Source organism: Burkholderia perseverans, from assembly GCF_022870505.1.
Taxonomy (GTDB): domain Bacteria; phylum Pseudomonadota; class Gammaproteobacteria; order Burkholderiales; family Burkholderiaceae; genus Burkholderia; species Burkholderia plantarii.
Genome location: NZ_CP045094.1, coordinates 1,743,658 through 1,769,716, shown reverse-complemented (window position 1 = coordinate 1,769,716; position 26,059 = coordinate 1,743,658). Strand labels below are relative to the sequence as shown.

The window sequence follows — 26,059 nt, the reverse complement described above, 5'->3', positions numbered from 1 at the left end:
ACCCGAACCATGCCTACGCCTTCCCATTCCGCTTCCGCCTCTGCTTCCGCCTCTGCTTCCGCTGCTGCGTCCGACGCCGGGTCCGATGCGATCCTCGAGCTCGACGGCGTCAGCAAGTTCTTCGGCAAGGTCATCGCGCTGTCGGGCATCAACCTGCGGCTGCGCCGCGCCGAGGTGCATTGCCTGCTCGGCGACAACGGCGCCGGCAAGTCCACGCTGATCAAGACGCTGGCCGGCGTGCATCAGCCCTCCGAGGGCCGCTACCTGGTGGACGGCCGGCCGGTGGCGTTCGCCTCGCCGAAGGACGCGCTCGACCTCGGCATCGCCACCGTCTACCAGGATCTCGCGCTGGTGCCGCTGCTGTCGGTGGCGCGCAATTTCTTCATGGGCCGCGAGCCGAAGAAGAAGCTGTTCGGCCTGCTCAACGTGATGGACCTCGACACCAGCGCCGAGATCGCGCGCGCCAAGCTCGCCGAGATGGGCATCCACGTGCGCGATCCGCACCAGCCGATCGGCACCATGTCGGGCGGCGAGCGGCAGTGTCTCGCGATCGCGCGCGCGATCCACTTCGGCGCGCGCGTGCTGATCCTCGACGAGCCCACCGCCGCGCTCGGCGTCAAGCAGAGCTTCAACGTGCTGAAGCTGATCCACGCCGCGCGCGCCAAGGGCATCTCGGTGATCTTCATCACCCACAACGTCCACCACGCCTACCCGATCGGCGACTCGTTCACGCTGCTCAATCGCGGCCGCTCGCTCGGCACCTTCACGAAGGACGCGATCTCGAAGGACGAGGTGCTCGACATGATGGCGGGCGGCGCGGAAATGCAGAAGATGGTCGCCGAGCTCGACGGCGCGGTGATCTAACTCCCGACAGGAACCGACATGTCCCACTCCCCCCTCACGTTCGCGCCGGACCGCCCGCTTGACCTGATCTGCATCGGCCGCGTGGCGGTCGACCTGTACGCCGAGCAGATCGGCGCGCGCCTGGAAGACGCGACCCGCTTTGCGAAGTACCTGGGCGGCTCGTCCGGCAACATCGCGTTCGGCGCGGCGCGGCTCGGGCTCAAGTCCGCGATGCTCGCGCGCGTCGGCAACGACCACATGGGCCGCTTCGTGCGCGAGACGCTCGCGCGCGAAGGCTGCGACACGCGCCACCTCGGCACCGACCCCGAACGGCTGACCGCGCTGGTGCTGCTCGGCCTCAAGGACCGCGACACATTTCCGCTGGTGTTCTACCGCGAGAACTGCGCCGACATGGCACTCGACGAGACCGACATCGACGAGGCGTTCGTCGCCTCGGCGAAGGCGCTGCTGATCACCGGCACGCACTTCTCGACCGAACGCGTCAACCGCGCGAGCCGCCGCGCGCTCGATATCGCGCGCCGCCACCAGGTGCGCACCGTGCTCGACATCGATTACCGGCCGGTGCTCTGGGGGCTGACCGGCAAGGCCGACGGCGAGACCCGCTTCATCGCCGACGAAGGCGTGACGGCGCACCTGCAGCGCATCCTGCCGCTGTTCGATCTCGTGATCGGCACCGAGGAGGAATTCCGCATCGCCGGCGGCAAGGACGCGCTGCTCGATGCGCTGGAGATGGTGCGCCGCGTGACGAGCGCGACGCTGGTGGTCAAGCGCGGCCCGCTCGGCTGCTCGATCGTCGAGGGCGCGGTGCCGCAGACGCTCGACGCGCTCGCGCTGGTGGGCGGCGTGGAGGTGGAAGTGCTCAACGTGCTCGGCGCCGGCGACGCGTTCGCCTCGGGCCTGCTCTCGCAGTGGCTGCGCGGCGCCCCGCTGGAGGCCGCCGCGCGCGTGGCGAACGCCTGCGGCGCGCTGGTGGTGTCGCGCCACGGCTGCTCGCCCGCGATGCCGACGCCGGCCGAACTCGAGCACTTCCTGCGCGAGGCCGCGCGCGATCCGGCGCGCATGCGCCGCCCCGACCGCGACGCGACGCTGGCGCGGCTGCACCGCGTGAGCCCGCCGCGGCGCGCGTGGGAGCAGGTGCTCGGCTTCGCGTTCGACCACCGCAACCAGTTCTTCGAACTCGCGCAGCAGACCGGCGCGCCGATCGAGCGGATCGACCGCCTCAAGCGCCTGTTCGTCGAGGCCGTCGCGCAGACCGAGGCGCAACTCGGGCTGCAAGGCCAGATCGGCGTGCTGATCGACGACCGCTACGGCCAGGACGCGCTCAACGACGCGACCGGCCGCGGCTGGTGGCTCGGCCGGCCGGTCGAGCTGCCCGGCTCGCTGCCGCTCGAATTCGACCACGGCCGCTCGCTCGGCACCACGCTCGCGACCTGGCCGGCCGAGCACGTCGCCAAGTGCCTGGTGCGCTACCACCCCGACGAGGCCTTCGAGACGCGGCTCGAACAGGAAACGCAGCTGCGCACGCTCTACGACGCGGTGCAGGCGAGCGGCCACGAGCTGCTGCTCGAAGTGATCCCGCCGCATCGCCCGGACCTGCCGGAAGGCCCCGACATCGTCTATCGCGCGCTCAAGCGGCTCTACAACCTCGGCATCCAGCCGGAATGGTGGAAGCTCGAACCGCTCGACGCGAGCCAGTGGCGCATGGTGGACGAGCTGATCGCCGAGCGCGATCCGTATTGCCGCGGCGTGGTGCTGCTGGGCCTGTCGGCGCCGGCCGAGCAGCTGATCGACGGCTTCAGCGCGGCGGCGGCCTCGCTCAGCTGCCGCGGCTTCACGGTCGGCCGCACCATCTTCCACGAACCGAGCCGTGCCTGGCTGGCCGGCGAGATCGACGACGCCGGCGTGATCGCGCGCGTGCGCGCCACCTTCGAGACGCTGATCGACGCGTGGCGCACGGCGCGCGCCGGCCGCACCGCCGCGCGCCGGGTCGCATGAGGAGCGCCGCGATGAACCATCGACAGATCGATGCCGGCGGCGCGCCGGCCGAAGCCGCCACCGCCGACGCCGCGGTTGCCGCGACCGGCGGCACCGTGCGCCTGACCACCGCGCAGGCGCTGGTCCGCTATCTGGCCGCGCAGCGCGTGGCCGCGGAGAACGGCAGCGGCGGCGCCGACCGAACCGAGCCGCTGTTCGGCGGCGTGTTCGCGATCTTCGGCCACGGCAACGTGGCCGGGCTCGGCGAGGCGCTCTACCACGCGCGCGACGTGCTGCCGACCTACCGCGCCCACAACGAGCAGGCCATGGCGCACAGCGCGATCGCCTACGCGAAGGCGCATTTCCGGCGCCGCATGATGGCCGTGACGACCTCGATCGGCCCCGGCGCGACCAACCTCGTCACGGCTGCCGCGCTCGCTCACGTGAACCGCCTGCCGGTGCTGCTGCTGCCCGGCGACGGGTTCGTCTCGCGCGCGCCCGACCCGGTGCTGCAGCAGCTGGAGGATGCGCACGACGGCGGCGTGTCCGTCAACGACGCGCTGAAGGCCGTGTCGCGCTACTTCGACCGGATCATCCACCCGGCGCAGCTGCTCACCGCGCTGCCGCGCGCGCTGCGCGTGCTGACCGACGCCGCGCAATGCGGGCCGGTCACGCTCGCGCTGCCGCAGGACGTGCAGGCGATGGCGCACGACTATCCGGTCGCGTTCTTCGCGCCGCGCGTGGTCGGCTTCCATGCGCCCGCGCCCGTCGAGGCCGAACTCGCGGCCGCGGCCGACGCGCTGCGCGCCGCGCGCCGGCCGCTGCTGATCGCGGGCGGCGGCGCACTTTACAGCGCGGGCGGCGCGGCGGCGCTGCGCGCGTTCGCCGAGCGCCACGGCATCCCCGTCGGCGAGACCCAGGCCGGCAAGAGCACGCTGGCGTGGGACCATCCGCTCAACGCCGGCGCGCTCGGCGTGACCGGCTCGCCCGCCGCGAACGCGCTGGCCGCCGAGGCCGATTGCGTGATCGCGGTCGGCACGCGGCTGCAGGACTTCACCACCGGCTCGAACACGTTGTTCGCGCAGGCCCGCGTGGTCGGCATCAACGCGAACGCGTTCGACGCGCTCAAGCACCAGGCCACGATCGTCGAGGCCGATGCGCGGCTCGCGCTCGATGCGCTCGGCGCGCGGCTCGACGGCTGGCAGGCCGAGCCGGGCTGGACCGAACGCGCGCAAGCGCTCTCGGCAGGCTGGCGCGACACCGTGCAGACGCTCACGAACACGCCGCCGCAAGCGGGCGCGCTGCCCTACGACGCCGACGTGATCGGCGCCGTGCAGCGCACCGTGACCGCGTCGGCGGCCGGCGACATCGCCGTGTGCGCGGCCGGCACGCTGCCCGCCGAGCTGCACAAGCTGTGGCGCGCGGCGGTGCCGGGCGGCTATCACGTCGAATACGGCTACTCGTGCATGGGCTACGAGATCGCGGGCGGCCTCGGCGTGAAGCTCGCGCGGCCCGGACGCGAGGTGATCGTGTTCGTCGGCGACGGCAGCTACCTGATGATGAACAGCGAGATCGCCACCTCGGTGATGCTCGGCGCGAAGCTGATCGTGGTGGTGCTCGACAATCGCGGCTACGGCTGCATCAATCGGCTCCAGCAGGCCTGCGGCGGCGCGCCGTTCAACAACCTGCTCGACGACTGCCTGCAAGGCCCGGCGGGCGCGCCCGCGATCGACTTCGCCGCGCATGCGCGCGCGCTCGGCGCGCACGGCGAGCACGTGGCCGACCTGGCCGCGCTCGACGCCGCGCTGGCCCGCGCGCGCGCGGCCGACCGCACCAGCGTGATCTGCATCGACACCGATCCCGCGCGCACCACCGACGACGGCGGCTGGTGGTGGGAGGTGGCCGTGCCCGAGGTCTCGCCGCGCGCCGCCGTGCGCGACGCACGCGCGAACTACGAGGCACGGCTGGCCGCCCGCGCCGGTACCCCCGCAGAACCCCACTCTCCGGAATCATCGACATGAGTTACGACATCCGAATCGGCATCAACCCGCTGTCGTGGATGAACGACGACCTGCCGTCGCTGGGCGGCGAAACCCCGCTCGCGGTGGCGCTGACCGAAGGCCGGCAGATCGGCTACGCGGGCTTCGAACTCGGCAACAAGTTCCCGCGCGAGCCGCAGGCGCTGAAGGCACTGCTGGCCGAATACGATCTCGCGCTCGTCTCGGGCTGGTATTCGGGGCGGCTCGCCGAGCGCAGCGCGCAGGAAGAGATCGACGCGGTCGGCCCGCACCTCGAACTGCTCGCGAAGAACGGCGCGACGGTGATGGTGTACGGCGAGGTGGCCGCCTCGATCCAGGGCGCGGCCGAGGTGCCGCTCTACCAGCGTCCGCGCTTCGTCGGCGAGGCGCAGTGGGAACAGTACGCGCGCCGGCTCGACGCGTTCGCGCGCTTCACGCTGAGCCAGGGCGTGCGCACCGCCTATCACCATCACATGGGCGCCTACGTCGAATCGCCGGCCGACATCGACCGCCTGATGGCGCTGACCGACGACGCGCTCGGGCTGCTGTTCGACACCGGCCACGTCACGTTCGGCGGCGGCGATCCGCTGGCCGTGCTGGAGCGGCACATCGGCCGCGTCTGCCACGTCCACTGCAAGGACGTGCGCACCGCAGTGATCCGGCTCGCGCGCAACCGCAACTGGAGCTTCCTGCAATCGGTGATCAACGGCGCGTTCACGGTGCCCGGCGACGGCGACGTCGATTTCCCGGCCATCGTCGAGCGCCTGAAACGCCACGGCTACCGCGGCTGGTTCGTGGTCGAGGCCGAACAGGATCCCGTGATCGCGCCGAGCTACGCGTTCGCCGACCAGGGCTACCGCACGCTGCGCGCGCTCGTCGACGCGCCGCTCGCATCCGCCGGCAAGGAGGCCGCGTAATGAGTCCCCATCCGAATCCGAACCCGAATCCGAATCCGAGCCCGGCCGCGAGCCTGCTCGTCAAGGCCGCCGCCAGCGGCCAGTCGATCGCCCGCGTCACGCCCGAATCGGCGCACTGGAACCATGTGGGCTTCGCCGCGTACCGTCTCGCGGCCGGCGAAAGCGTGACGGTTCACGAGCCCGCGCGCGAGACCTGCCTCGTGGTGATGGCCGGCCAGGTGGACGTGGTGGACGACGACGGCACACACTGGGAGGCGCTCGGCTCGCGCGCGAGCGTGTTCGACGACGCGCCGCCGGCCGCGCTCTACCTGCCGCCCGGCCGGCGCGTGACCGTCACGGCGCGGCGCGCCACCGAACTCGGCGTGGCCAGCGCGCCCGGCACCGGCCGCTATCCGCCGCGGCGCATCGAGCCCGGCGAGATGAAGCGCTCGGTGCGCGGCACCGGCGCGAACACGCGCTACGTCTGCGACATCCTCCCGCAAACCGAGCCGGCCGAGGCGCTGCTGGTGGTGGAAGTGCGCACGCCGTCGGGGCATTCGTCGAGCTACCCGCCGCACAAGCACGACACCGACAACGTGCCGGCCGAGAGCTTCCTCGAGGAGACCTACTACCACCGCGTGAACCCGCCGCAAGGCTTCGTGTTCCAGCGCGTCTACACCGACGAGCGCGACCTCGACGAATCGATGGCCGTGTCCGATCACGACGTGGTGATGGTGCCGCGCGGCTATCACCCGGTGGTGGTGCCGTATGGCTATGACTCGTACTACCTGAACGTGATGGCCGGGCCGACGCGCGTCTGGCACTTCAGGAACGATCCGGAGCACGACTGGATCGCGAAGCGCGACGCGGCGCAGGCGCAGGCTGCTCAGGCCGAAAAGGCGGGACGGGAATCGGGAAGCTGAGGGTTCGTCATCGGCGGGCCGGCACGCCGCGATTTCGACGCGATGCCGGCCGGTAATCGCTTTGCCGCCAATCGTCTACGCGCCGTTCACCGGCGGCGCCAGCGGCGCGAGCGCGGCGCGCAGCGCCGCCGGCAGCGGCACCGGGCGGCGGCTCGCGCGCCCCACGTAGACGTGAACGAAATGGCCCTGCGCGGCCGGCGCCGCCTCGCCCTCGGCGAACAGGCCGATCTCGTAGCGCACGCTCGACGCGCCGAGCTTCGCCACGCGCAGCCCCGCCTCCACCTTCTGCGGAAATGCCAGCGGCGCGAAGTAGTTGCACTGCGTCTCGACCACCAGGCCGATGGTCTCGCCATGCTCGACGTCGAGCACGCCCGCGCGGATCAGGTACTCGTTGACGACGGTGTCGAAGTAGCTGTAGTAGACGACGTTGTTGACGTGGCCGTAGACGTCGTTGTCCATCCAGCGTGTCGGGATCGACAGGAAGTGGCGGTAGGCGCTGCGCGGCGAGGGTTCGGGTCGGGTCGACATGGGCGGCGGCGGGATCGGGAACGTCGGAGCGTAAAAGCGTCGAAAACGGTGGCTAGCCGCGCGGGCAGCACGCGGCACGGATTCGCTTGGCATCGCGAGGCGTTTCGCGCGACCATGCGGTTCGAGGCCTGCGACACGCATCGCGCACGCCGCCTAGCAGACCACAGCACGCGGGAAATGCCAAGAGGCGCCGGCCCCGGCCCCGTGCCGCCGCGCCTCCCGTCCCGCGCCGTTCCGCGTTCGCCCAGAGGATCGCCATGCCCGCCCATCACCTGATCACCACCGCCTTCGAGCTGCCCGGCCACCGCATCGAGCAGTCGCTCGGCATCGCGCGCGGCATCGTGGTGCGCTCGCGCTCGATCGTCGGCGCGTTCGGCGCCGCGCTGCAGACCCTGTTCGGCGGCAACATCTCGCTTTACACGTCGCTCTGCGAGCGCGCGCGGCAGGACGCCTACGACAGGATGCTCGCGCAGGCGGCGGGGCTCGGCGCCAACGCGATCATCGGCATGCGCTACGACGCCACCGAAGTCGGCGCGGGCATCACCGAGGTGCTCTGCTACGGCACGGCGGTGCGCGTCGTGCCGGCGGCGGCCGGCTGATCCGGCGCGCCAGCCGCTGCCTACTGTCCCGGGCGGTCGACGTACTCGAATTCGAGGCCGCGCGCGCGCATCCAGTCGGCCACCGCGTGGCCGGTGCCGGCGCGCCACGGCCGCAGCTTCGGCGGATCGACGAGCCGGTATTCGAGCAGTTCCGGCGACAGCGCGATCTCGCCATAGGCCCGCACGTGATAGGCGATGATCAGCTCGTTCTTGCGGATGAATTCGTAGACGCCGACCAGTTCGACCGTCTCGGCCTGCAGCGAGGTTTCCTCGCGCACCTCGCGCGCGATGCCTTCCTCGGGCGTCTCGCCGTTCTCGAGGAAGCCCGTGATCAGCGCGAACATGCCCTCGGGCCAGGCCGCGTTGCGCGCGAGCAGGATCTTGCCGTCGTATTCGACGATCGCGGCCACCACCGGCAGCGGATTGTTCCAGTGGACGTAGCCGCAGGCCTCGTCGGGGCACACCTGGCGCACGCGCCCGCCCTCGTGCAGCGCATCGGCGCGCGTGGTGAGCGGGGTCGCGCAGCGCGGACAGAAACGGTACTCGGCAGTCGTCATGGGGGATGAGCGCGCGGCGCTGAGGGCGCCGTCGTTTCGCGGGAATCGGCGGAGCGCTCATTCTAGCGAGTTTGGGGGCGAGGCATCGGGCGGGGCGATGCTGCCGTGCAGCGCGCGCCGCGTCCGGCCCTGCCTCGTGCCCCTCCCGTTGGCGGCGGCCACGCACGTCACGCCGCGCGCCGCCCCCGCATCCGGTTCACCGCCTCTCGCGCCAGGCCAGCCCGCACGCCAGGAACCCCACCGCCCCCGCCAGCAGCGCGCCGATCGCGACCCACAGCGCCGGCGTGAACGAGCCCGCGTGCGCGGCCACCGGCGCGGCCACGAGCGGCCCGGCGATCTGCCCGAGCCCGTAGGACGCGGTGGCGTAACCCATCAGCCCGGCCGCCTGCTCGCCGCGCAGCCGGCGTGCCTCGCGCATCGCGAACAGCGTGATGGCCGTGAACGGCAGGCCGAGCAGCAGGCTGCCGAGCGCGAAGCCGGCCGCGCTCGGCCAGACGATGCCGATCGCGATCGCCGCGGCCTGCACGGCGCATGCGAGGCCGAGCAGCAACCGGTTGTCCCAGTGCGCCGGCAGCCGCGAACCCAGCAGCGCGCCGACGATCAGCGCCGCGCCGAACATCGGCCAGAACAGGTCGGGCCACGGCGAGCCCGGCGGTAGCGCGGCGCGCGCGATCACGGGCAGGAACGTGGCCGTGATGATGTAGCCGAAGCCCGGCGCGCCGTACAGCACGACGAGCCAGCGCGCGTCGCGGCGCCCGGCCGCCGGCTCTGCGCGCGTGGCCGGCAGCTGCGTCGGTGCCCCTGCCGACACTGGCCGCGCGGCCGGCGCATCCTCCACCGGCCCCCCCGCGGCCGGCGCGATCACGCGCCAGACCAGCGCCGCGAGCAGCACCGACAGCAGCGCGAAGCCGAGCCAGCCCACCTCGGCCCGATGCCCCGCCAGCGCGCCGCCGATCAGCCCCGTCACCACGATGCCCCAGCCCGGCCCGGTGAAGATCGCCCCGCTCCATCGCGACGCGCCGAGTTCGGCCAGCCGCCGCATGCCCCACTGCGACGCGAACACGAAGGTCCACGCGCTGACCGCACCGGCCACGAAGCGCACCGCGAGCCAGAACGCGAAGCCGTGCATCGCGCCCATCGCGGCCGTCAGCACGACCGTCGCGACGAGGCCGCCGCGCACCATGCGGGCCGGGTCGAGGCGGATCGCGGCGCAACTGACGGCACCGACGAAATAGCCGGCGTAGTTGGCCGAGGCGAGCCAGCCGCCATGGCCGATGTCAAGCGCGCCGCCGGCCAGCATCAGCGGCAGCAGCGGCGTGAACGCGAAGCGGCCGACGCCGAGCGCGACGGCCAGCGCCGCCGCGCAGGCGAACGCGACGAGGCGCGGATCGGCATGGCGGCCGGTTCCGGTCGATGCGCTCGCGGCGGCGGCCGGGCGCGGCGCCGACGATGCCGACGATGCGGCAGATGCGGGCGAAGAAGTCGAAGACGACGAACAGGCAGCGGAGCGATTCATTCGGGTCGGAAGCGATGAGACGGCCACGCGGACGGCGCGACACGGACCCACCCATCCTAGCTTGACCATTCGATCTCGAAAAATGAATAATCGAGAACCTTTCGTTCTCGTGGAGAGAATCATGGATCTGGCGGCGCTGGCGATCTTCCGCGCGGTGGTGCGCGAAAACGGCGTTACGCGCGCGGCGGCGAAGCTGAACCGCGTGCAGTCGAACGTGACCACGCGGATCCGGCAGCTGGAGGAACAGCTCGGCGCGGCGCTGTTCGTGCGCGACGGCCGGCGGCTGGTGCTGACGCCGGCAGGCCAGACACTGCTGCCCTACGCCGAGCGCCTGCTTGCGCTGGCCGACGAGGCGCGCCACGCGGTGCGCGAGGATCGCCCGCACGGGCGGCTGCGGCTCGGCACGATGGAGAGCACGGCTGCAAGCCGGCTGCCCGACGTGCTCGCGCGCTATCACCAGCGCTGGCCCGAGGTCGGGCTCGAACTCGTGACGGGCGTCACGAACTGGCTGATCGAGCGGGTCCGCGATTTCGAACTCGACGCGGTGCTGGTCGCCACGCCGCCGCAGCCGGACCTGCTCGACGCCGCGCTGTTCGAAGCGGTGCCGGTCTATCGCGAGTCGCTGGTGCTGATCGCGCCGCGCCACCATCCGCCCGTGACGACGGCTCAGGACCTGCGCGTGCTGACGCTGGTCTCGTTCGAGCGCGGCTGCGCCTATCGCGGCTATATCGAGCGCTGGTACGCCGCGCATGCGCGCCGGCCCGCGCGCGTGCTCGAACTGGGCTCGTACCACGCGATCCTCGCCTGCGTCGCGGCCGGCGCCGGCGTCGCGCTGGCACCGCGCAACGTGCTGGACATGTCGCCCGTCACCGGTACGCTGTCGGTGCATCCGGTGCCCGATCTGCAACCGGTCGATACGCTGCTGGTCTGGCGGCGCGGACACGCCTCGGCGGCGCTGGCCGCGCTGCGCGAGGCGCTCGTCGCGCATGGCGCGGAAGTCGCGCCGACGCGGGCCGTCGATCCGGAATCCATGGTGGCGCGCAGCGAGGCCCCCGCTACACGCGCACCGGACACGGCGGGCACCGTCGCGCCGCGTCGGGCGAAAGTCAAAGCCCGGGCCGCCTGAACGGCGCTTGCAAGGCCGCCTCGATCGATGGACTCAAGCGGTGACGCGGACAGGCTTCAGCCGGCCCGGCAAGCCACGAGCGCATTCCACGGCGCGGCGGCACACGCGCCGAGCGCGCGGCGCGTTCGTTTCATTGATGCCGCTCCCGAAACACGCCGCGTTCCAGCCTCGCCTCTCACGCGTCCCCAAAACGCACCGTGCATACCGCCGGCGCCAGCCCCGCCACCGGCGAACGAAACGTGAACAACCCACCGGCCAGCGGCTGCGCCTGCCGCTGGGCCTCGCTCAGGCCCTTGCTTGCCGTGGTCGCATAAACGGTACGCAAATCATCGCCACCGAACGCGAGCTTGGTGACGTTCGCGCACGGAAACGCGACCTGCCCGAGCAGCCGGCCGTCGGGCGCATAACGCTCGATCCGCGCGCCGCCGAACAGCGCGATCCACACGGCGCCCTCGGCATCGACGGCCATCCCGTCCGGATACCCTCGCTCACGAATCGCAACGAACACACGACGCTGCCGCGGCACCCCATCGTCGCCGAGATCGAACGCATACACCACGCGCCGCAGCGTGTCGGTGTGATAGAGCGTGCGCCCGTCCGGGCTCGCCGCGGGGCCGTTGGTGATCACGTAGCCGGCATCATGCGCGGCCACGCGGCCGTCCTGCCCGACGCGATAGAGCTGCCCGGTCGGCGCGGCCTCGGCGTTGTCCATCGAGCCGAACCAGAGCTGGCCGCCCGCATCGACAAAACCGTCGTTGAGCCGGTTGCCGGGCAGGTCCGTCTCCAGCGGCAGCACGCACGTGAACCGCCCGCCGCCCGGCTCGAAACGAAACAGTCCGCCCTGCACGCCGCAGATCAGCGTGCCGTCCGCGCACGGCAGCGCGAAGCCGATCTGCCCCGGCGCCTCCCAGCTCTCGCGCCCGCCGCTCGACGGATCGTAGCGATAGAGCCGCCGCCCCTTGATGTCGACGAACAGCACGCGGCGCGCAGCGGCGTCCCAGCAGGCCCCCTCGCCGAGCGTGGCCGCCACCGGCCACACGCAGTCGGGCACGATGGCCGGCGTCATCCGCCGAACCAGCCGGCATCGACGAAGTACTCGCGCGCGGTGCAGCGTGCGGCGTCGTCGGAGGCGAGGAACAACGCCATGCGCGCGACGTGCTCGGGCTCGACACGCTCGTGCAGGCACTGCGCGGCCACCAGCTTCGCCTCGCTCTCGGGCGACTGCCACAGCTTCATCTGGCGCGGCGTGCGCACGGCGCCCGGCACGATGCAGTTCACGCGGATGCCGAACTCGCCGAGATCGCGCGCGAGCCCGCGCGTCAGCCCCTCGATGCCGGCCTTCGCGGTCATGTAGATGCTCAGCCCGGTCTCGGCGATGTGCCACGAGATCGAGCCGAGGTTCAGGATCACGCCGCGCCCGAGCGAGCGCATGCCGGGCAGCACCGCCTGCGCGCAGAAGAACTGGTGGCGCAGGTTCACCTCGATGCGGCTGTCCCAGTAGGCCGCGCTCAGCTCGCCGGGCTGATGGCGGTCGTCGTTGGCCGCGTTGTTGACGAGCACCTCCACCGGCCCCGCCTCGGCCGTGATCGCGGCGAACGTCGCGTTCAGCGCGTCGATGTCGCGCAGATCGCAGTAGTGGAACGCCGGCGGCACGGGGACATCGCCGAGCGAGGCGGCCAGCGCCGCCGATTCGTCGCGCGCGATGTCGATGAAGCTCACGCGCGCGCCCTGCGCGGCAAACGCCGCGACGATCGCCGCGCCGATCCCGGTGCCGCCGCCCGTTACCACGACGTGACGGCCGGCCAGGCTCGGATAGATGGCATAAGTCATGAAAGATCCCGAAAAACCGGTCAGCAGACCATTGAAGAAAGCATCCTCGTCCGGCCGCGCGGCGCGGCGGCCGGCACTGCCCGCGGCGGCGCCTAGCGGCGCCCGGCGCGCGACATCACGTCGATCCAGACGGCCAGCACCAGGATCCCGCCCTTGACGATCATCTGCCAGTAGGCGTCCACGTCGAGCATCGACATGCCGTTGTCGAGGCTGGCCATCACCAGCGCACCGATCAGCGCGCCGTGGACGGTGCCCGCGCCGCCGCGCATCGAGGTGCCGCCGATGAAGCAGGCCGCGATCGCGTCGAGCTCGCCCATGTTGCCCGCCGACGGCGAGCCGGCCGCGAGCCGCGCGGTGTTGACGATGCCGCCGAACGCGCACATCAGCCCCATCAGCCCGAAGATCGCGAGCTTCACGCGGTCGGTGTTGATGCCCGACAGGCGCGTGGCCTCCAGGTTCGAGCCGACCGAATAGATGCGCCGGCCGAACACGGTCTGGGTGGCCACCCACGAGAAGATCCCGAGCAGCGCCAGCACCAGCAGCACCGGCACCGGAATCCCGCCGTAGCTGTCGAGCGTGGCCACGAACGCGGCCACGATCAGCCCGGCCGCGACCAGCTTGGCGACGTCCTGCCAGAGCGGCGCGACCTCGAGTTCGTAGCGGCGCCGCGCGCGCCGCTGGCGCACCGTCACCACCACCAGCAGCACCATGATCAGCAGCGCGATGGCGTCGCCGATGCGCGGCGGCACGTAGCCCTGGCCGATCAGCACGAAGCCGTCCGAGACCGGCGCGATGGTCGCGCCGTGCGTGATGCCGAGCAGGATGCCGCGATAGGCGAGCATGCCGCCCAGGCCGACGATGAACGACGGCACGCCGCGATAGGTGGACCACCAGCCGTTGAACAGGCCCACCGCCACGCCGAGCACCATCACCACCGGCACGGTGGCCACGATCGGCCAGCCGAGCACCTGGTCGAGAATCGCCGCCACGCCGCCGAGCAGCCCGAGCAGCGAGCCCACCGACAGGTCGATCTCGCCGGCGATGATCACGAACACCATCCCGCAGGCCAGCATGCCGGTGATCGACATCTGCCGCAGAAGGTTGGACAGGTTGCGCGGCGTGATGAACGCGCCGTCGGTCAGCACCGAGAACAGCAGCCAGATCGCGGCCACCGCGATCAGCAGCGCGAGGATCTTGTAGCGCGCGAACAGCCGGCGCAGCTGCTGCGCGGTGCCGGTGGCGCCCGCCGGGCGGGCCGCGCGGTCGGCGGCCTGGGTGGTCGTCTCGGGTGTCATGCGATGCCTGCCTCGGTTTGAGTCGTGTCGCGCCGCGCGGGGCGGATCGCCGCGCTCAGCACCTGTTCCTGGGTGAGTCCGTCGTTGGGGAAATCGCCGCGCAGCTCGCCGTCGCCGATCACGATCACGCGATCGGCGATGCCGAGCACCTCGGGCAACTCCGAGGACACCATGATGATCGCCATCCCGCGCTTCGCGAGATCGCCGATCAGCTTGTAGATTTCATACTTCGCGCCCACGTCCACGCCGCGCGTGGGCTCGTCGAGGATCAGCACGCGCGGCTCGGTCAGCAGCATGCGCGTGAGTACCGCCTTCTGCTGGTTGCCGCCCGACAGACTCGCGATCGACAGCATCGGGTGCGCGGCGCGCACCGACAGCCGGCGCATCTCGACGCGGATCGTGTCGTGCTCGGCGGCCGCGTCGATCCGGCCGAAGCGCGCGAAGCGCTGCAGCACGGCGAGCGTGATGTTGTGGCCGACGCTGAGCTGCGGGACGATGCCGTGGCGCTTGCGGTCCTCCGGCACCATCGCGATGCCGGCGCGGATCGCGTCGAGCGGCGCGCGGATCCTGAGCGGCGTGCCGTCGAGCAGCACCTGCGCCTCGCTCGCGCCCGGGTAGGAGCCGAAGATCGCCTGCATCAGCTCGGTGCGCCCCGCCCCCACCAGCCCCGCCACGCCGAGGATCTCGCCGCGCCGTACCGCGAACGAGACGTCGTCCACGCGCTTGCGGCGCGGGTTGTTGACGTCGAGGCAGGTCACGTTGCGCGCCTCGAGCACGATCTCGCCGACCGCATGCGGCTCGCGCGGAAACAGGTTGGTGATCTCGCGTCCCACCATCTGCGCGATGATGCGCTCGGTCGACATGCCCTGCATCGGCTGCGTCGAGACGTGCTTGCCGTCGCGGATCACGGTGACCGTGTCGCAGACGGCCGCGACCTCGTCGAGCTTGTGCGAGATGTAGACGCAGGCGATGCCGCGCGCCTTCAGGTCGCGAATGATGTCGAGCAGGATGCGCGTCTCGGCGGCCGTCAGCGACGACGACGGCTCGTCGAGGATCAACAGCTTCGCCTGCTTGTTGAGCGCCTTGGCGATCTCGATCAGCTGCTGGTGGCCGCCGCCGTAATGCATCACCGGCAGCGCCACGTTGATGCCGGTGATGCCGAGCCCGGTCAGCAGCTCGTCGGCGCGGCGCACCATCGCCGCGTAATGCATGCGCCCGCCCGGCAGCGTCAGTTCGTTGCCGAGGAACAGGTTCTCGGCCACCGACAGCTCCGGCACCAGCATCAGTTCCTGGTGGATGATGACGATGCCGGCGCGTTCGCTGTCGCGAATCCCGGCGGCCTGCAGCGGGCGGCCTTCCCAGCGGATCTCGCCGTCCCAGGTGCCGCTCGGGTAGACGCCCGAGAGCACCTTCATCAGCGTGGACTTGCCGGCGCCGTTCTCGCCGCACAGGCCCACGCACTCGCCGGGACGCACCACGAGATCGATGCCGTCGAGCGCCTTCACACCGCCGAAGGTCTTCACGATGCCGCGCATCTCCAGCAGGGGTTCCGACATGCGGGTGTCCGACATGCGCCGTCCTTGTTCGTATCCGGGGGTTCGGGTGGCCCGGCCTCACGCTGCCGGCCGGGCCGTTGCCTCAATGCGCGCCGATCTGCGCCTGCGTGTAGAAGCCGTCCTTCACCACCAGGTCGACGTTGTCCCTGGTCAGCAGCGTCGGTTGCAGCAGTTGCGTGTCGACCTTCTTCTTGCCGTTGTCGTACTGCGCGTTGTAGGCCGGCTTGCCGCCCTTGGCGAGCGTCACGGCGAGCTTGGCCGCCTCGCCGGCGATCAGCTTGAGCGGCTTGTAGACGGTCATCGTCTGGGTGCCGGCCACCAGCCGCTTGACGGCGGCGAGATCGGCGTCCTGCCCCGACACCGGCACCTTGCCGGCCAGATGCTGCGCGGCGAGCGCCTGGATCGCGCCGCCCGCGGTGCCGTCGTTCGAGGCCACCACGGCGTCGATCTGGTTGCCGTTCGCGGTCAGCGCGTTCTCCATGATGCCGAGCGCGGTGGACGCGCTCCATTCCGGCACCCACTGCGAGCCGACCACCTTGATGTCGCCGCGGTCGATGGCGGGCTGCAACACCTTCATCTGGCCTTCGCGCAGGATCTTCGCGTTGTTGTCGGTGGGCGCGCCGCCGAGCAGGAAGTAGCGGCCCTTCGGACGCGCGTTGAGCACGCCCTGCGCCTGCAGCTCGCCGACCTTCTCGTTGTCGAACGAGATGTAGGCGTCGACGTCGGCGTCGAGGATCAGCCGGTCATACGAGACCACCTTGATGCCGGCCTTCTTGGCCTCGGCCACCACGTTGGTGAGCGCCTTCGAATTGAACGGCACGATCACGATCACGTCCACGCCGCGCGAGATCAGGTTCTCGATCTGCGAGATCTGGCGCTCCTCGCTGGCGTCGGCCGACTGCACCGACACCTTCGCGCCGAGCTTCTCGGCGGCGGCCACGAAATAGTCGCGATCGCGCGACCAGCGCTCGACGCGCAGGTCGTCGATGCAGAAGCCGATCTCGGGGCGATCCTTGCTGGCATGGGCGAGCGGTGCCGCGAGCGACAGGCCCGCGAGCGCCGCGGTGACGACGAACGATTTCAGGACGGAACGACGGCGATTCGATGGCATGTCTCTGTCTCCATTTCGTACTGGTTCTTGTGTGTGGGTCGCCGGTGTCCGGTGCCCGGCGCGCCGGCCGGCGGCACGCGATCCGGGCGGCGGCCGGGTGCGGCCGGCCCGACGACAAGCGGCATGGTGCATGCGCCGGCCGCCGGGCGGCAATTACGAAATTGCCCAACCGCCTTAACATTTCTTGCCGACCCGATGTGATCGCAGCACCGGCGCGGCCGTCAGCTACTAGAATGGTCGGACCGCGACACCCGGGCCGCCCTGGCGCCCGTGATTTCGATATGCGAGCCGCCGCCGTTGCCTCGCGAGGAGACCGATCCATGCAACGTCCGTCCGCCGATCCGCCGCCGCCCGCGCGCGCGCACCGGATCGCGCTGCTGTTCAATGCGAACAAGGTGTACGACCGCGAGGTGATCGTCGGCATCGGCGACTACATGCGCTCGACGCGCGTGACCTGGGACCTGTTCCTCGAGGATGACTTCCGCTGCCGGCTGGCCGGCATCGAGCGCTTCGACGGCGACGGCATCATCGCCGACTTCGACGATCCGGCCGTGGACACGGCGCTGCGCGGCTGCCCGCTGCCGGTGGTGGCGGTCGGCTCGTCCTACGAGGACGCGGCGCACTACCCGGCCGGCCTGCCCTACGTGGCGACCGACAACGGCAAGCTGATCACGCTCGCCTACACGCACCTGATCGAGGCCGGGCTCGAACACTTCGCGTTCTACAGCCTGCCGCCCGCCGACGAGAACCGTTGGGCACAGCAGCGCGAGCTCGTCTACACGCGCCTGCGCCGCCACGATGCGCCGGCGCTGCCGATCGAGCAGGAGATCTACCGCGGCCTGTCCACCAGCGCGCCCACCTGGCATCAGTCCACGGAGCAGCTGATCGACTGGCTGCGCGCGCTGCCCAAGCCGGTCGGCGTGATCGCCGTGACCGACGCGCGCGCGCGGCACCTGCTGCAGGCCTGCGTGTCGGCCGGGCTCGCGGTGCCCGAGGAGATCGCCATCATCGGCATCGACAACGATCCGCTCACGCGCACGCTCTCGCGCATCCCGCTCTCGTCGGTGATCCAGGGCACCGAGGAAATGGGCCGCACCGCCGCCCACCTGCTGCACCAGATGCTCGGCGGCGCGCGCTTCGCGGGGCGCCAGATCCTGGTGCCGCCAGTGGGCATCAACGTGCTGGCCTCCACGCGCCACCAGCCGCTCGCGAGCCCCTACGTGATGCGCGCGCGGCACTTCATCCGCCAGTACGCGTGCCAGGGCATCCGCACCGAGCAGGTGGCCGACTACGTGGGCGTGTCGCGCTCGTCGCTCGAGGAACATTTCCGCCGCGAGCTGCGCTGCACCGTGCACCAGGAAATCCTGCGCCACAAGCTCGACGCGGCCAAGCAGCTGCTCACGCGGCGCGAGCTGGCCACCGCCGAGGTGGCGGTGCGCTGCGGCTTCACCTCGACCCAATACATGTACGCGGTGTTCCGGCGCGAGCTCGACTGCACGCCGCGCGAATACCAGGAACGCACGCTGTCCGGAGACCCCGCTTGAGCGCAATCCAATCGACGCCGGCCTTCGGGCCGGCCGGCCACAGCGTCTCGTCGCGGCCGTGGGGCCGCCTGCCCGGCGGCGACCTGGTGCGCCTCTTCACGCTGCGCAACGCGCACGGCATGCGCGTGGCGATCAGCGACCTCGGCGCGACGCTGGTGTCATGGCAGACGCCCGATCGCGGCGGCCGGCTCGGCGAGATCCTGCTCGGCTTCGACGCGCCGGCCGCCTACCTCGATTCGCAGGCCTATCTGGGTGCGCTGGTCGGGCGCTGCTCGAACCGCATCGCCGGCGCGCGCTTCACGCTCGACGGCATCGACTACCCGCTCGATCGCAACGACGGCGAGCAGTGCCTGCACGGCGGCCTGAGCGGCTTTCACCGCGCGCTGTGGGACACCGACATGCTCGACGACGCGCTGGTGATGCGGCTCGTCTCGCCCGAGGGCGACGGCGGCTTCCCCGGCAACGTCGAAGTGCAGGTGCGCTACGCGCTCGACGACGACGGCACGCTGTCGATCGGCTACGAGGCGCGCGCCGACGCGCCCACGCCGCTGCAGCTGACGAGCCATCCGTATTTCAACCTGAGCGGGCGCCCGCGCGCCGACATCGACGGCCACATCCTGACGATCGACGCGGACCGCTATCTGGAAGTGGACGCGCGGATGATCCCGACGCGGCTCGCGAGCGTGGCCGGCACCGCGTTCGATTTCCGCCAGAGCGCGCCGCTCGGCGCGCGGCTCGGCTGGCCGCATGCGCAGCTCGCGCTGGCGGGCGGCTTCGATCACTGTTACGTGCTGCGCGAGGACGAAGGCGACGGCGGCGTGCGCGCCGTGGCGCGCGTCTACGATCCGGGCAGCGGCCGCGAGCTGACGGTGCTGACCGACCAGGCCGGGTTACAGCTGTACACCGGCAACGCGCTGGCGGGCGTGCATGCGCCGCGCAGCGCGCTGTGTCTGGAAGCGGGCGCGTTTCCGGACCAGATCAATTCGGAGCGGGCCGAGGCGGTGGTGCTGCGTCCGGGCCAGGTGTATCGGCAGGACACGCGGTATCGGGTGGCGGTGGCGGATTGACGGACGGCGGCGGCCAGCCGCCGCGCGGGAAAACGGCGCGTGGCGTGCCGGGACGGCTCGCGGCGGGACGACGAACGGCCGAGCCGCCTCGTTCCGCGCTGCCTCGCAGGGCGGCCGGCGCTGCGCGGATCGTTCATCGCGGCGCGGGCGCGATCACGAGCTCGTGAGCTCGCGCAGCGCTCGTTCAGCCGGTATCGCCGATGGTGCTACAGCGCAAGGGCGGCGACGGCATCCGCGAGGCGTGGAAACGCGGGCGTGAAGCCGAGATCGCCACGGATGCGCCGGCCATCGAGCGGCGTGTCGAACGCGGCTCCGCGCGCCGCCTCCGAGCCGTCCGGCGGCGGCGCGCCGACCGCTGCAAAGAGGTCCGCGATCCGGGGCGCCTCGTCGTCGACCACGTTGTAGACGCGGTACGTCGGGGCGGCGGCATCGAGCAGCCTCGCCACGGCCTGGGCCACGTCCGCATGATGCGCAATCGACATGCGCTGGTCCGGGGAAAATCCGCGCATCAGCGCAACCGCTTCCTCGATGTGCGGATCGCCGTCGCCATAGACAAAAGGCAGACGCAGCACCCGCACGTCGAGATCCGCCTGGCCGAGCAGAAACCGTTCGGCGGCAAGCTTGCTTGCCGGATAGGCGGCAACCGGAGCGCAATGATCGTCCTCGTTCGCCGGACCCGGGTGGGCCGGCCCGTAGACGAGGCCCGTGCTCGGGAAGATGAACCGCTTCACGCCGGCGGCCCGCGCGGCGCCCGCCAGACGCTGCGTGCCGATATGGTTGACGTGGTGCGCCTGGTCCGAGGTGGCGCCACGGAAAAATGCCGCGCAGTGAACCACCGCGTCGATCCCCGCCACGGCGGCCGCGAGCGAGTCCGCGTCGAACAGGTCGCCCTCGACGAGTTCGACGCCGTCCGCCTGACAGTGCGTGGCACGCAGCGGATCGCGGATCAGCGCGCGCACCCGATCGCCGCGCCGGGCCAGGCGCTTGACGAGCCGGCTTCCGATCTTCCCGGTGGCTCCGGTCACAAGAATTGTCATGAAGGGTTCGCGTCAGAGTGATGGGATCCGCCCACTGTATCCGTCGGCTTCCGGCCTGCATTGGAAAAAACGGACAGATTCCGCGGCACGTGCGCGACCTCCGAACGCTGTTTACACTCTGCCCATGCCCATCGACACCATTCACCGCAAACCGGCCACGCACCGTCCCGCGGTCCCGCCGGTCATCGCGGCCCTGTTCGCCGACGAATGCCTCGCCGACGCGCCGAGAGTGGCGATCCCGCGCCCCGAGCTGCATCTCGTCGTCCGGTTCGGACCGTCGGCCAACCGGGGACTGGACATTCACGTACTCGGCGCGCGTCAGCGCGTGATGCGCAAGGTCATTCGCCAAGGACAGCGGACCATCGTGGCCCGCCTCCAGCTGGGCATGGCGGCGGCGGTGCTCGGCGCGCCGCCCGCCGGGTTCAACGATTGCGTGGTGCCGGTGGAAGCGGTGTGGCACGCCGCCGAAACGCAGCGCCTGTACGACGGTCTGGCGGCGGCGGCCGACGACGCCGAGGCCGCGACGAGTCTGGCGCGAGCCATTGCCGCTCGCCTGTCGCCGGGCACCCCGCGGCCCAGGCACGCATCGCTGGTCGGCGAAGCCGCGAGGAAGCTGCTCGAGGCCAAGGTCAGCGACGTGGCCGCCGACCTGCGGATCAGCGAACGGCAGCTGCGCCGCGTTTTTCTCGACGCGGTCGGGGTCAGTCCGAAGCGGTATGCGCGACTCATGCGATTCTCGCGCGCGACCGATCTGGCGCGCGAGAACACGCGCGCGGATTGGGCGGGCATCGCCGTCGCGGCCGGCTATTACGACCAGGCGCATCTCATCGAGGATTTTCGGGTCTTCGCCGGTACCACGCCCGAAGCATTCCGTCGCGAACTCGATGGCACCGGCCTGCCCGTGAGACAGGCGGGAGCGGCGTAGCGGCAATCGATGCCCGCCCCGCTGCCTCGCTCGCGTACCGCCAGCCCCGCCCCAGCAAGCAAAAAGCCGCGAACCTCGCGGCTCGCGGCTTTTTTGCCTGGCCTCGCAGCCGGCTCAGCGCGTCACAGCTTCGACGCGACCCAGGCCGGCACGCCGGCCAGCGCTTCCGGCAGCTTGCCCGGCTCGGTGCCGCCCGCCTGCGCCATGTCCGGCCGGCCACCGCCCTTGCCGCCCACCTGCTGCGCGACGAAGTTCACGAGCTCGCCGGCCTTCACCTGCTTGCTCGCCTCGGCCGTCACGCCGGCGATCAGGCTGACCTTGCCGCCCTCGACGGCGGCCAGCACCACGGCCGCGCGCTTGAGCTTGTCCTTGAGCTTGTCCACCGTCTCGCGCAGCGTCTTCGAATCGGCACCCTCGAGCACGGCGGCCAGCACCATCACGCCGTTGACGTCCACGGCCTGCTGCGCGAGTTCGTCGCCCTGGCTCGAGGCCAGCTTCGACTTCAGCGCGGCCAGCTCCTTCTCCAGCGACCTGACCTGATCCTGCACCTGGCCGATGCGCTGCGTGAGTTCGGCCGGCTGCGCCTTCAGCATCGCGGCGGCCGTGGCGAGGCGCGCGTCGAGTTCCTGCACGTAGCGCACCGCGTTGTCGCCGGTGATCGCCTCGACGCGGCGGATGCCGGCCGCGACGCCGCCTTCGGCCACGATCTTGAAGAAGCCGATGTCGCCGGTGCGGCTCACGTGGGTGCCGCCGCACAGCTCGCGCGAGAAGCCGAGATCGAGCACGCGCACCTCGTCGCCGTACTTCTCGCCGAACAGCGCCATCGCGCCGCCCTTCACCGCATCGTCATAGGACATGTTGCGGATCACGCCGGGCGCGTTCGCGAGGATTTCCGCGTTGACGATCGCCTCGACCTTGCGGATTTCGTCGTCGGAGAGCGGCGCGTTGTGCGCGAAGTCGAAACGCGTCTTCTCGGCGTCCACCAGCGAGCCCTTCTGCTGCACGTGGCTGCCCAACACCTCGCGCAGCGCCTTGTGCATCAGGTGGGTGGCCGAGTGGTTGCGCTGGGTGCGCGCGCGGCGGCCGGCGTCCACCTCGGCGCGCAGCACGTCGCCCACCTTCAGCACGCCCTGCTCGACCGTGCCGTGGTGGCCGATCACGTCGGCCTGCACCTTCAGCGTGTCCTCCACCGCGAAACGCGTGGCCGCGTTCGCGAGCGTGCCCTGGTCGCCGACCTGGCCGCCCGATTCGGCGTAGAACGGCGTGTGGTCGAGCACCACCACGGCCTGCTCGCCGGCCTTCGCCTCGTTCACGGCGGTGCCGCCGACGTAGAGCGCGATGACCTTCGCGTCGTCGAACGCGAGCTTCTCGTAGCCGTGGAAGGTGGTCTTCGCGCCCGAGTAGTCGAGCCCCTGCGTCGCCTTGAACTTGCCGGCCGCGCGGGCCTGCTCGCGCTGGCGCGCCATCGCGTCGTCGAACGCGGGCTCGTCCACCGTCATCTCGCGCTCGCGGCAGACGTCGGCCGTCAGGTCGAGCGGGAAGCCATAGGTGTCGTGCAGCTTGAACGCGAGTTCGCCGTCGAGCACCTTGCCGCCCTTCGCGTCGAGCTCGGCCAGCGCCGCGTCGAGGATCGTCATGCCGTGCTCGATGGTTTCGAGGAAGCGCTCTTCTTCCTGACGCAGCACGTCGGTCACGCGGCCCTCGGCCTCCTTCAGCTCCGGATAGGCGGCGCCCATCTCGGCCACCAGGTCGGCCACCAGCTTGTGGAAGAACGCGCCCTTGCGGCCCAGCTTGTAGCCGTGGCGGATCGCGCGGCGCACGATGCGGCGCAGCACGTAGCCGCGGCCTTCGTTGCCGGGGATCACGCCGTCGACGATCAGGAACGAGCAGGCGCGGATGTGATCGGCGATCACCTTCAGCGAGTTGTTCGCGAGATCGGCCACGCCGGTTTCGCGCGCGGCGGCCTTGATCAGGTTCTGGAACAGGTCGATCTCGTAGTTGCTGTGGACGTGCTGCAGCACGGCCGCGATCCGCTCCAGGCCCATGCCGGTGTCGATCGACGGCTTCGGCAGGCGCGTCATGTTGCCTTGCGCGTCGCGGTTGAACTGCATGAACACGAGGTTCCAGATCTCGATGTAGCGGTCGCCGTCTTCCTCGGGAGACCCCGGCGGGCCGCCCCACACGTCCGGGCCGTGGTCGTAGAAGATTTCCGAGCACGGGCCGCAAGGGCCGGTGTCGCCCATCTGCCAGAAGTTGTCCGACGCGTAGCGCGCGCCCTTGTTGTCGCCGATGCGGATGATGCGCTCGGCCGGCACGCCCACGTCCTTGGCCCAGATGTCGTAGGCCTCGTCATCGTCGTGATAGACGGTGACCCACAGCTTTTCCTTCGGCAGGCCGTACACGCTGGTCAGCAGTTCCCAGCTGTAGTGGATCGCGTCGTGCTTGAAGTAGTCGCCGAACGAGAAGTTGCCGAGCATCTCGAAGAACGTGTGGTGGCGCGCGGTGTAGCCGACGTTCTCGAGGTCGTTGTGCTTGCCGCCCGCGCGCACGCTGCGCTGCGAGGTGGTCGCGCGCGAGTACGGGCGCGATTCGGTGCCGAGGAACACGTCCTTGAACTGCACCATGCCCGAGTTCGTGAACAGCAGCGTCGGGTCGTTGCCCGGGACGAGGCTCGACGAACGGACGATCGTGTGGCCCTTCGATTCGAAGAACTTGAGGAATTTCTCGCGGATTTCGGCGGCTTTCATAGCGTGCGGGAACGGTCCTGCCAGACTGGCTCTATGGCTATCGGCGCCTTGCGCCGGGGATCGGGCGACAGGCGGCTGGTTTCTGAAACGATCGATTATACGGGATCGCGCCCCGCGGGCGGCAGGCCCGCGCCGGCCAAGGCGCGCGCGGCGCCGGCACGGCCCTTCGAGCGGCGGCGGGGTGCCCTGAAAACGATCCTGAAAACGGCGCGGGCGCGCGGCCCGAACGGCACCGCGGCAACCGGGGTGGGCCGGCGCAACCGCGCCCCTCGCCGGTCCCTTGCCCGCCCCTGCCCCGATCCCGCCGACGCGCCCGCGCGGCGCCGGACTCGCGCCGCCTCCCGCCGATTCGCTTTAAGATGCACGACGACCGCCGCCCGGGGCAACGCCCGCGCGGACGCCGCCCGACACCGAGGGAGAACGACGACAGATGGGTGCTTTGAGTCATATCCGCGTCCTGGACCTGAGCCGCGTGCTGGCCGGCCCGTGGTGCGCGCAGACGCTCGCCGATTTCGGCGCCGACGTGATCAAGATCGAGCGCCCCGGCGCCGGCGACGACACCCGCCACTGGGGCCCGCCCTACCATCGCGCGGCCGACGGCAGCGACACGCGCGAGGCCGCCTACTACCTGGCCGCGAACCGCAACAAGCGCTCGGTGACGATCGACATCGCCACGCCGGACGGCCAGCGCCTGATCCGCGAACTGGCCGCGCAAAGCGACGTGGTGATCGAGAACTACAAGGCCGGACAGCTGAAGAAATACGGCCTCGACTACGAATCGCTGCGCGCGATCAAGCCGGACCTCGTCTACTGCTCGGTGACGGGCTTCGGCCAGACCGGCCCCTACGCGCACCGCGCCGGCTACGACTTCATCATCCAGGGCCTGGGCGGCTTCATGAGCATCACCGGCGAGCGCGACACCGAGCCCGGCGGCGGCCCGCAGAAGGCCGGCGTCGCGATCGCCGACCTCGCCACCGGCCTCTATGCGTGTACCGCGATCCTGGCCGCGCTGGCGCACCGCGACCGTACCGGCGAAGGCCAGTACATCGACATGGCGCTGCTCGACGTGCAGGTGGCGCTGCTCGCCAACATGACCACCAACTATCTCGCGAGCGGCCAGCCGCCGGCGCGCTGGGGCAACGCGCATCCGAACATCGTGCCGTACCAGACGTTCCAGGCCAGCGACGGCTGGATCATCGTGGCGGTCGGCAACGACAGCCAGTTCCGCAAGTTCGTCGAGGCCGGCGGCCGGCCCGAACTGGCCGACGACGCGCGCTTCGCGACCAACCCCGAGCGCGTGCGCCACCGGCCGGTGCTGGTGCCGATCCTGGCCGAGATGACGCGCCGGCACACGCGGCAGGAATGGATCGCCGCGCTGGAGGCGGCCGGCGTGCCGTGCGGGCCGATCAACGACCTGGCCGAGGTGTTCGAGAACGAACAGGTGATCGCGCGCGGCCTGCAGGTGGCGCTGCCGCATCCGAGCGGCGCGCCGGTGAAGCTGGTGCGCAATCCCGTGAAGATGAGCGCGACGCCGCCCGAGGCGCGCAGCGCACCGCCGCTGCTCGGCGAACATACCGACGCGGTGCTCGCCGAGCTGCTCGGCTACGACGCGAGCGCGATCGCCGCGCTGCGCGAGAAAGGGGCGGTGTAGGCAGGCTGGTGCGGAAACAGGCGCCGGCGCACGGTGGCCATGGCTTGCCGCCGCCATGCATGAAAATGAAAAACGCCGGAGCGCGCGCTTGCCCGCTCCGGCGCCGTGCCGGCGGTGAGCGGCCGGACCGGTGAAGGCCGGCCGCTCCCGCGGCGTCGTGTTGTAGCCGGCCCGCATCGCGCGGGCCTGCGTGGCCGCGGCGACGCTCGCCGGTTCTCCCTGATGCCGGTGTTGCTGCCTTGGTGTTGCCTTGGCTGCCGCTGCTGTCGCGTCCCGGCGCCGACGGGCCGGGGCG

At 71.0% G+C, this 26,059-nt stretch carries 21 protein-coding genes; 11 read left to right on the top strand and 10 right to left on the bottom strand.

All coding sequences use genetic code 11. The annotated features are described in order from the left end of the window. Positions 1-9 precede the first annotated feature (9 nt). From BpN12_RS22440 to iolB, 5 genes are read left to right on the top strand one after another with little or no spacing between them, the layout of a single operon-like run. Complete coding sequence (locus BpN12_RS22440) at positions 10-864, top strand: ATP-binding cassette domain-containing protein (protein ID WP_246797641.1); 855 nt, start codon at positions 10-12, stop codon at positions 862-864. Positions 865-882: 18 nt separating this feature from the next. After that, a complete protein-coding gene (locus BpN12_RS22435) occupies positions 883-2,859 on the top strand; it encodes a bifunctional 5-dehydro-2-deoxygluconokinase/5-dehydro-2-deoxyphosphogluconate aldolase (RefSeq protein ID WP_246797640.1) in 1,977 nt (658 codons plus the stop codon). Positions 2,860-2,870: 11 nt separating this feature from the next. Continuing rightward, complete coding sequence (iolD, locus tag BpN12_RS22430) at positions 2,871-4,859, top strand: 3D-(3,5/4)-trihydroxycyclohexane-1,2-dione acylhydrolase (decyclizing) (RefSeq protein WP_246797639.1); 1,989 nt, start codon at positions 2,871-2,873, stop codon at positions 4,857-4,859. Then, positions 4,856-5,773, top strand: coding sequence for a myo-inosose-2 dehydratase (gene iolE, locus BpN12_RS22425; protein WP_246797638.1), 918 nt, complete (start codon positions 4,856-4,858; stop codon positions 5,771-5,773). Before iolD ends, iolE begins: the two co-directional genes overlap by 4 nt. After that, positions 5,773-6,675 (top strand): 5-deoxy-glucuronate isomerase, encoded by a 903-nt coding sequence (gene iolB, locus BpN12_RS22420; protein ID WP_246797637.1) that lies wholly within the window; start codon positions 5,773-5,775, stop codon positions 6,673-6,675. Before iolE ends, iolB begins: the two co-directional genes overlap by 1 nt. 75 nt (positions 6,676-6,750) lie before the next feature. On the opposite strand, the gene BpN12_RS22415 is transcribed toward iolB, so the two are convergent. After that, positions 6,751-7,203, bottom strand: a complete 453-nt coding sequence (locus BpN12_RS22415; protein WP_246797636.1) for an acyl-CoA thioesterase — start codon at positions 7,201-7,203, stop codon at positions 6,751-6,753. A 257-nt stretch (positions 7,204-7,460) separates the two neighbouring features. On the opposite strand from BpN12_RS22415, the gene BpN12_RS22410 reads away from it, so the two are divergent. Continuing rightward, entirely contained in the window at positions 7,461-7,802 is a 342-nt protein-coding gene (locus BpN12_RS22410; protein ID WP_246797635.1) for a YbjQ family protein, read from the top strand. Positions 7,803-7,822: 20 nt separating this feature from the next. Here the strand turns inward: BpN12_RS22410 and BpN12_RS22405 are convergent, their stop codons facing one another. After that, positions 7,823-8,359 (bottom strand): NUDIX domain-containing protein, encoded by a 537-nt coding sequence (locus tag BpN12_RS22405; RefSeq protein ID WP_246797634.1) that lies wholly within the window; start codon positions 8,357-8,359, stop codon positions 7,823-7,825. A 196-nt stretch (positions 8,360-8,555) separates the two neighbouring features. Beyond that, positions 8,556-9,875 (bottom strand): YbfB/YjiJ family MFS transporter, encoded by a 1,320-nt coding sequence (locus tag BpN12_RS22400; protein ID WP_246797633.1) that lies wholly within the window; start codon positions 9,873-9,875, stop codon positions 8,556-8,558. Between the two features lie 121 nt (positions 9,876-9,996). Here BpN12_RS22400 and BpN12_RS22395 point away from each other — a divergent pair, with 121 nt between their 5' ends. After that, positions 9,997-11,001: a LysR substrate-binding domain-containing protein gene (locus BpN12_RS22395; RefSeq protein WP_246797632.1), complete on the top strand. Its 1,005-nt coding sequence runs from the start codon at positions 9,997-9,999 to the stop codon at positions 10,999-11,001. A 175-nt stretch (positions 11,002-11,176) separates the two neighbouring features. Here the strand turns inward: BpN12_RS22395 and BpN12_RS22390 are convergent, their stop codons facing one another. The 5 genes from BpN12_RS22390 to xylF all read right to left on the bottom strand — a co-directional run bounded on the left by BpN12_RS22390 (position 11,177) and on the right by xylF (position 16,793). Next, positions 11,177-12,067 carry an SMP-30/gluconolactonase/LRE family protein gene (locus BpN12_RS22390; protein WP_246797631.1) on the bottom strand — a complete coding sequence of 297 codons (891 nt, stop codon included), beginning with the start codon at positions 12,065-12,067 and terminating at the stop codon, positions 11,177-11,179. Beyond that, positions 12,064-12,831 carry a D-xylose 1-dehydrogenase gene (gene xylB, locus BpN12_RS22385; protein ID WP_246797630.1) on the bottom strand — a complete coding sequence of 256 codons (768 nt, stop codon included), beginning with the start codon at positions 12,829-12,831 and terminating at the stop codon, positions 12,064-12,066. Before xylB ends, BpN12_RS22390 begins: the two co-directional genes overlap by 4 nt. A 92-nt stretch (positions 12,832-12,923) precedes the next feature. Further along, positions 12,924-14,126, bottom strand: coding sequence for a sugar ABC transporter permease (locus BpN12_RS22380; protein ID WP_246797629.1), 1,203 nt, complete (start codon positions 14,124-14,126; stop codon positions 12,924-12,926). Then, positions 14,123-15,682: a D-xylose ABC transporter ATP-binding protein gene (xylG, locus tag BpN12_RS22375; RefSeq protein WP_246797628.1), complete on the bottom strand. Its 1,560-nt coding sequence runs from the start codon at positions 15,680-15,682 to the stop codon at positions 14,123-14,125. Before xylG ends, BpN12_RS22380 begins: the two co-directional genes overlap by 4 nt. 82 nt (positions 15,683-15,764) lie before the next feature. Continuing rightward, entirely contained in the window at positions 15,765-16,793 is a 1,029-nt protein-coding gene (gene xylF, locus BpN12_RS22370; RefSeq protein ID WP_246797627.1) for a D-xylose ABC transporter substrate-binding protein, read from the bottom strand. 320 nt (positions 16,794-17,113) lie between these two features. Here xylF and BpN12_RS22365 point away from each other — a divergent pair, with 320 nt between their 5' ends. Both BpN12_RS22365 and BpN12_RS22360 read left to right on the top strand, forming a co-directional pair. Further along, positions 17,114-18,337 (top strand): XylR family transcriptional regulator, encoded by a 1,224-nt coding sequence (locus BpN12_RS22365; protein ID WP_246797626.1) that lies wholly within the window; start codon positions 17,114-17,116, stop codon positions 18,335-18,337. Continuing rightward, a complete protein-coding gene (locus BpN12_RS22360; protein ID WP_246797625.1) occupies positions 18,334-19,404 on the top strand; it encodes an aldose epimerase family protein in 1,071 nt (356 codons plus the stop codon). Before BpN12_RS22365 ends, BpN12_RS22360 begins: the two co-directional genes overlap by 4 nt. Positions 19,405-19,610: 206 nt before the next feature. Here the strand turns inward: BpN12_RS22360 and BpN12_RS22355 are convergent, their stop codons facing one another. Further along, on the bottom strand, positions 19,611-20,441 hold the full coding sequence (locus BpN12_RS22355; protein WP_246797624.1) for an NAD-dependent epimerase/dehydratase family protein: 831 nt from the start codon (positions 20,439-20,441) through the stop codon (positions 19,611-19,613). A 124-nt stretch (positions 20,442-20,565) separates the two neighbouring features. Here BpN12_RS22355 and BpN12_RS22350 point away from each other — a divergent pair, with 124 nt between their 5' ends. Beyond that, complete coding sequence (locus BpN12_RS22350) at positions 20,566-21,366, top strand: AraC family transcriptional regulator (protein ID WP_246797623.1); 801 nt, start codon at positions 20,566-20,568, stop codon at positions 21,364-21,366. Between the two features lie 122 nt (positions 21,367-21,488). Here BpN12_RS22350 and alaS read toward each other — a convergent pair whose 3' ends face one another. Continuing rightward, the gene (gene alaS, locus BpN12_RS22345; RefSeq protein WP_246797622.1) at positions 21,489-24,113 is read right to left on the bottom strand and encodes an alanine--tRNA ligase; all 2,625 of its coding nucleotides are present in this window, start codon (positions 24,111-24,113) and stop codon (positions 21,489-21,491) included. 430 nt (positions 24,114-24,543) lie between these two features. Between alaS and BpN12_RS22340 the strand changes: the two genes are divergently transcribed. Continuing rightward, on the top strand, positions 24,544-25,764 hold the full coding sequence (locus tag BpN12_RS22340) for a CaiB/BaiF CoA transferase family protein (protein ID WP_246797621.1): 1,221 nt from the start codon (positions 24,544-24,546) through the stop codon (positions 25,762-25,764). Positions 25,765-26,059 lie beyond the last annotated feature (295 nt).

Bases quoted from the DNA above. Each gene is read 5' to 3' on its own strand.
- BpN12_RS22440 (WP_246797641.1), top strand. From the start codon at position 10: ATGCCTACGCCTTCCCATTCCGCTTCCGCCTCTGCTTCCGCCTCTGCT.
- BpN12_RS22435 (WP_246797640.1), top strand. From the start codon at position 883: ATGTCCCACTCCCCCCTCACGTTCGCGCCGGACCGCCCGCTTGACCTG.
- iolD (WP_246797639.1), top strand. From the start codon at position 2,871: ATGAACCATCGACAGATCGATGCCGGCGGCGCGCCGGCCGAAGCCGCC.
- iolE (WP_246797638.1), top strand. From the start codon at position 4,856: ATGAGTTACGACATCCGAATCGGCATCAACCCGCTGTCGTGGATGAAC.
- iolB (WP_246797637.1), top strand. From the start codon at position 5,773: ATGAGTCCCCATCCGAATCCGAACCCGAATCCGAATCCGAGCCCGGCC.
- BpN12_RS22415 (WP_246797636.1), bottom strand. From the start codon at position 7,203: ATGTCGACCCGACCCGAACCCTCGCCGCGCAGCGCCTACCGCCACTTC.
- BpN12_RS22410 (WP_246797635.1), top strand. From the start codon at position 7,461: ATGCCCGCCCATCACCTGATCACCACCGCCTTCGAGCTGCCCGGCCAC.
- BpN12_RS22405 (WP_246797634.1), bottom strand. From the start codon at position 8,359: ATGACGACTGCCGAGTACCGTTTCTGTCCGCGCTGCGCGACCCCGCTC.
- BpN12_RS22400 (WP_246797633.1), bottom strand. From the start codon at position 9,875: ATGAATCGCTCCGCTGCCTGTTCGTCGTCTTCGACTTCTTCGCCCGCA.
- BpN12_RS22395 (WP_246797632.1), top strand. From the start codon at position 9,997: ATGGATCTGGCGGCGCTGGCGATCTTCCGCGCGGTGGTGCGCGAAAAC.
- BpN12_RS22390 (WP_246797631.1), bottom strand. From the start codon at position 12,067: ATGACGCCGGCCATCGTGCCCGACTGCGTGTGGCCGGTGGCGGCCACG.
- xylB (WP_246797630.1), bottom strand. From the start codon at position 12,831: ATGACTTATGCCATCTATCCGAGCCTGGCCGGCCGTCACGTCGTGGTA.
- BpN12_RS22380 (WP_246797629.1), bottom strand. From the start codon at position 14,126: ATGACACCCGAGACGACCACCCAGGCCGCCGACCGCGCGGCCCGCCCG.
- xylG (WP_246797628.1), bottom strand. From the start codon at position 15,682: ATGTCGGAACCCCTGCTGGAGATGCGCGGCATCGTGAAGACCTTCGGC.
- xylF (WP_246797627.1), bottom strand. From the start codon at position 16,793: ATGCCATCGAATCGCCGTCGTTCCGTCCTGAAATCGTTCGTCGTCACC.
- BpN12_RS22365 (WP_246797626.1), top strand. From the start codon at position 17,114: ATGCAACGTCCGTCCGCCGATCCGCCGCCGCCCGCGCGCGCGCACCGG.
- BpN12_RS22355 (WP_246797624.1), bottom strand. From the start codon at position 20,441: ATGACAATTCTTGTGACCGGAGCCACCGGGAAGATCGGAAGCCGGCTC.
- BpN12_RS22350 (WP_246797623.1), top strand. From the start codon at position 20,566: ATGCCCATCGACACCATTCACCGCAAACCGGCCACGCACCGTCCCGCG.
- alaS (WP_246797622.1), bottom strand. From the start codon at position 24,113: ATGAAAGCCGCCGAAATCCGCGAGAAATTCCTCAAGTTCTTCGAATCG.
- BpN12_RS22340 (WP_246797621.1), top strand. From the start codon at position 24,544: ATGGGTGCTTTGAGTCATATCCGCGTCCTGGACCTGAGCCGCGTGCTG.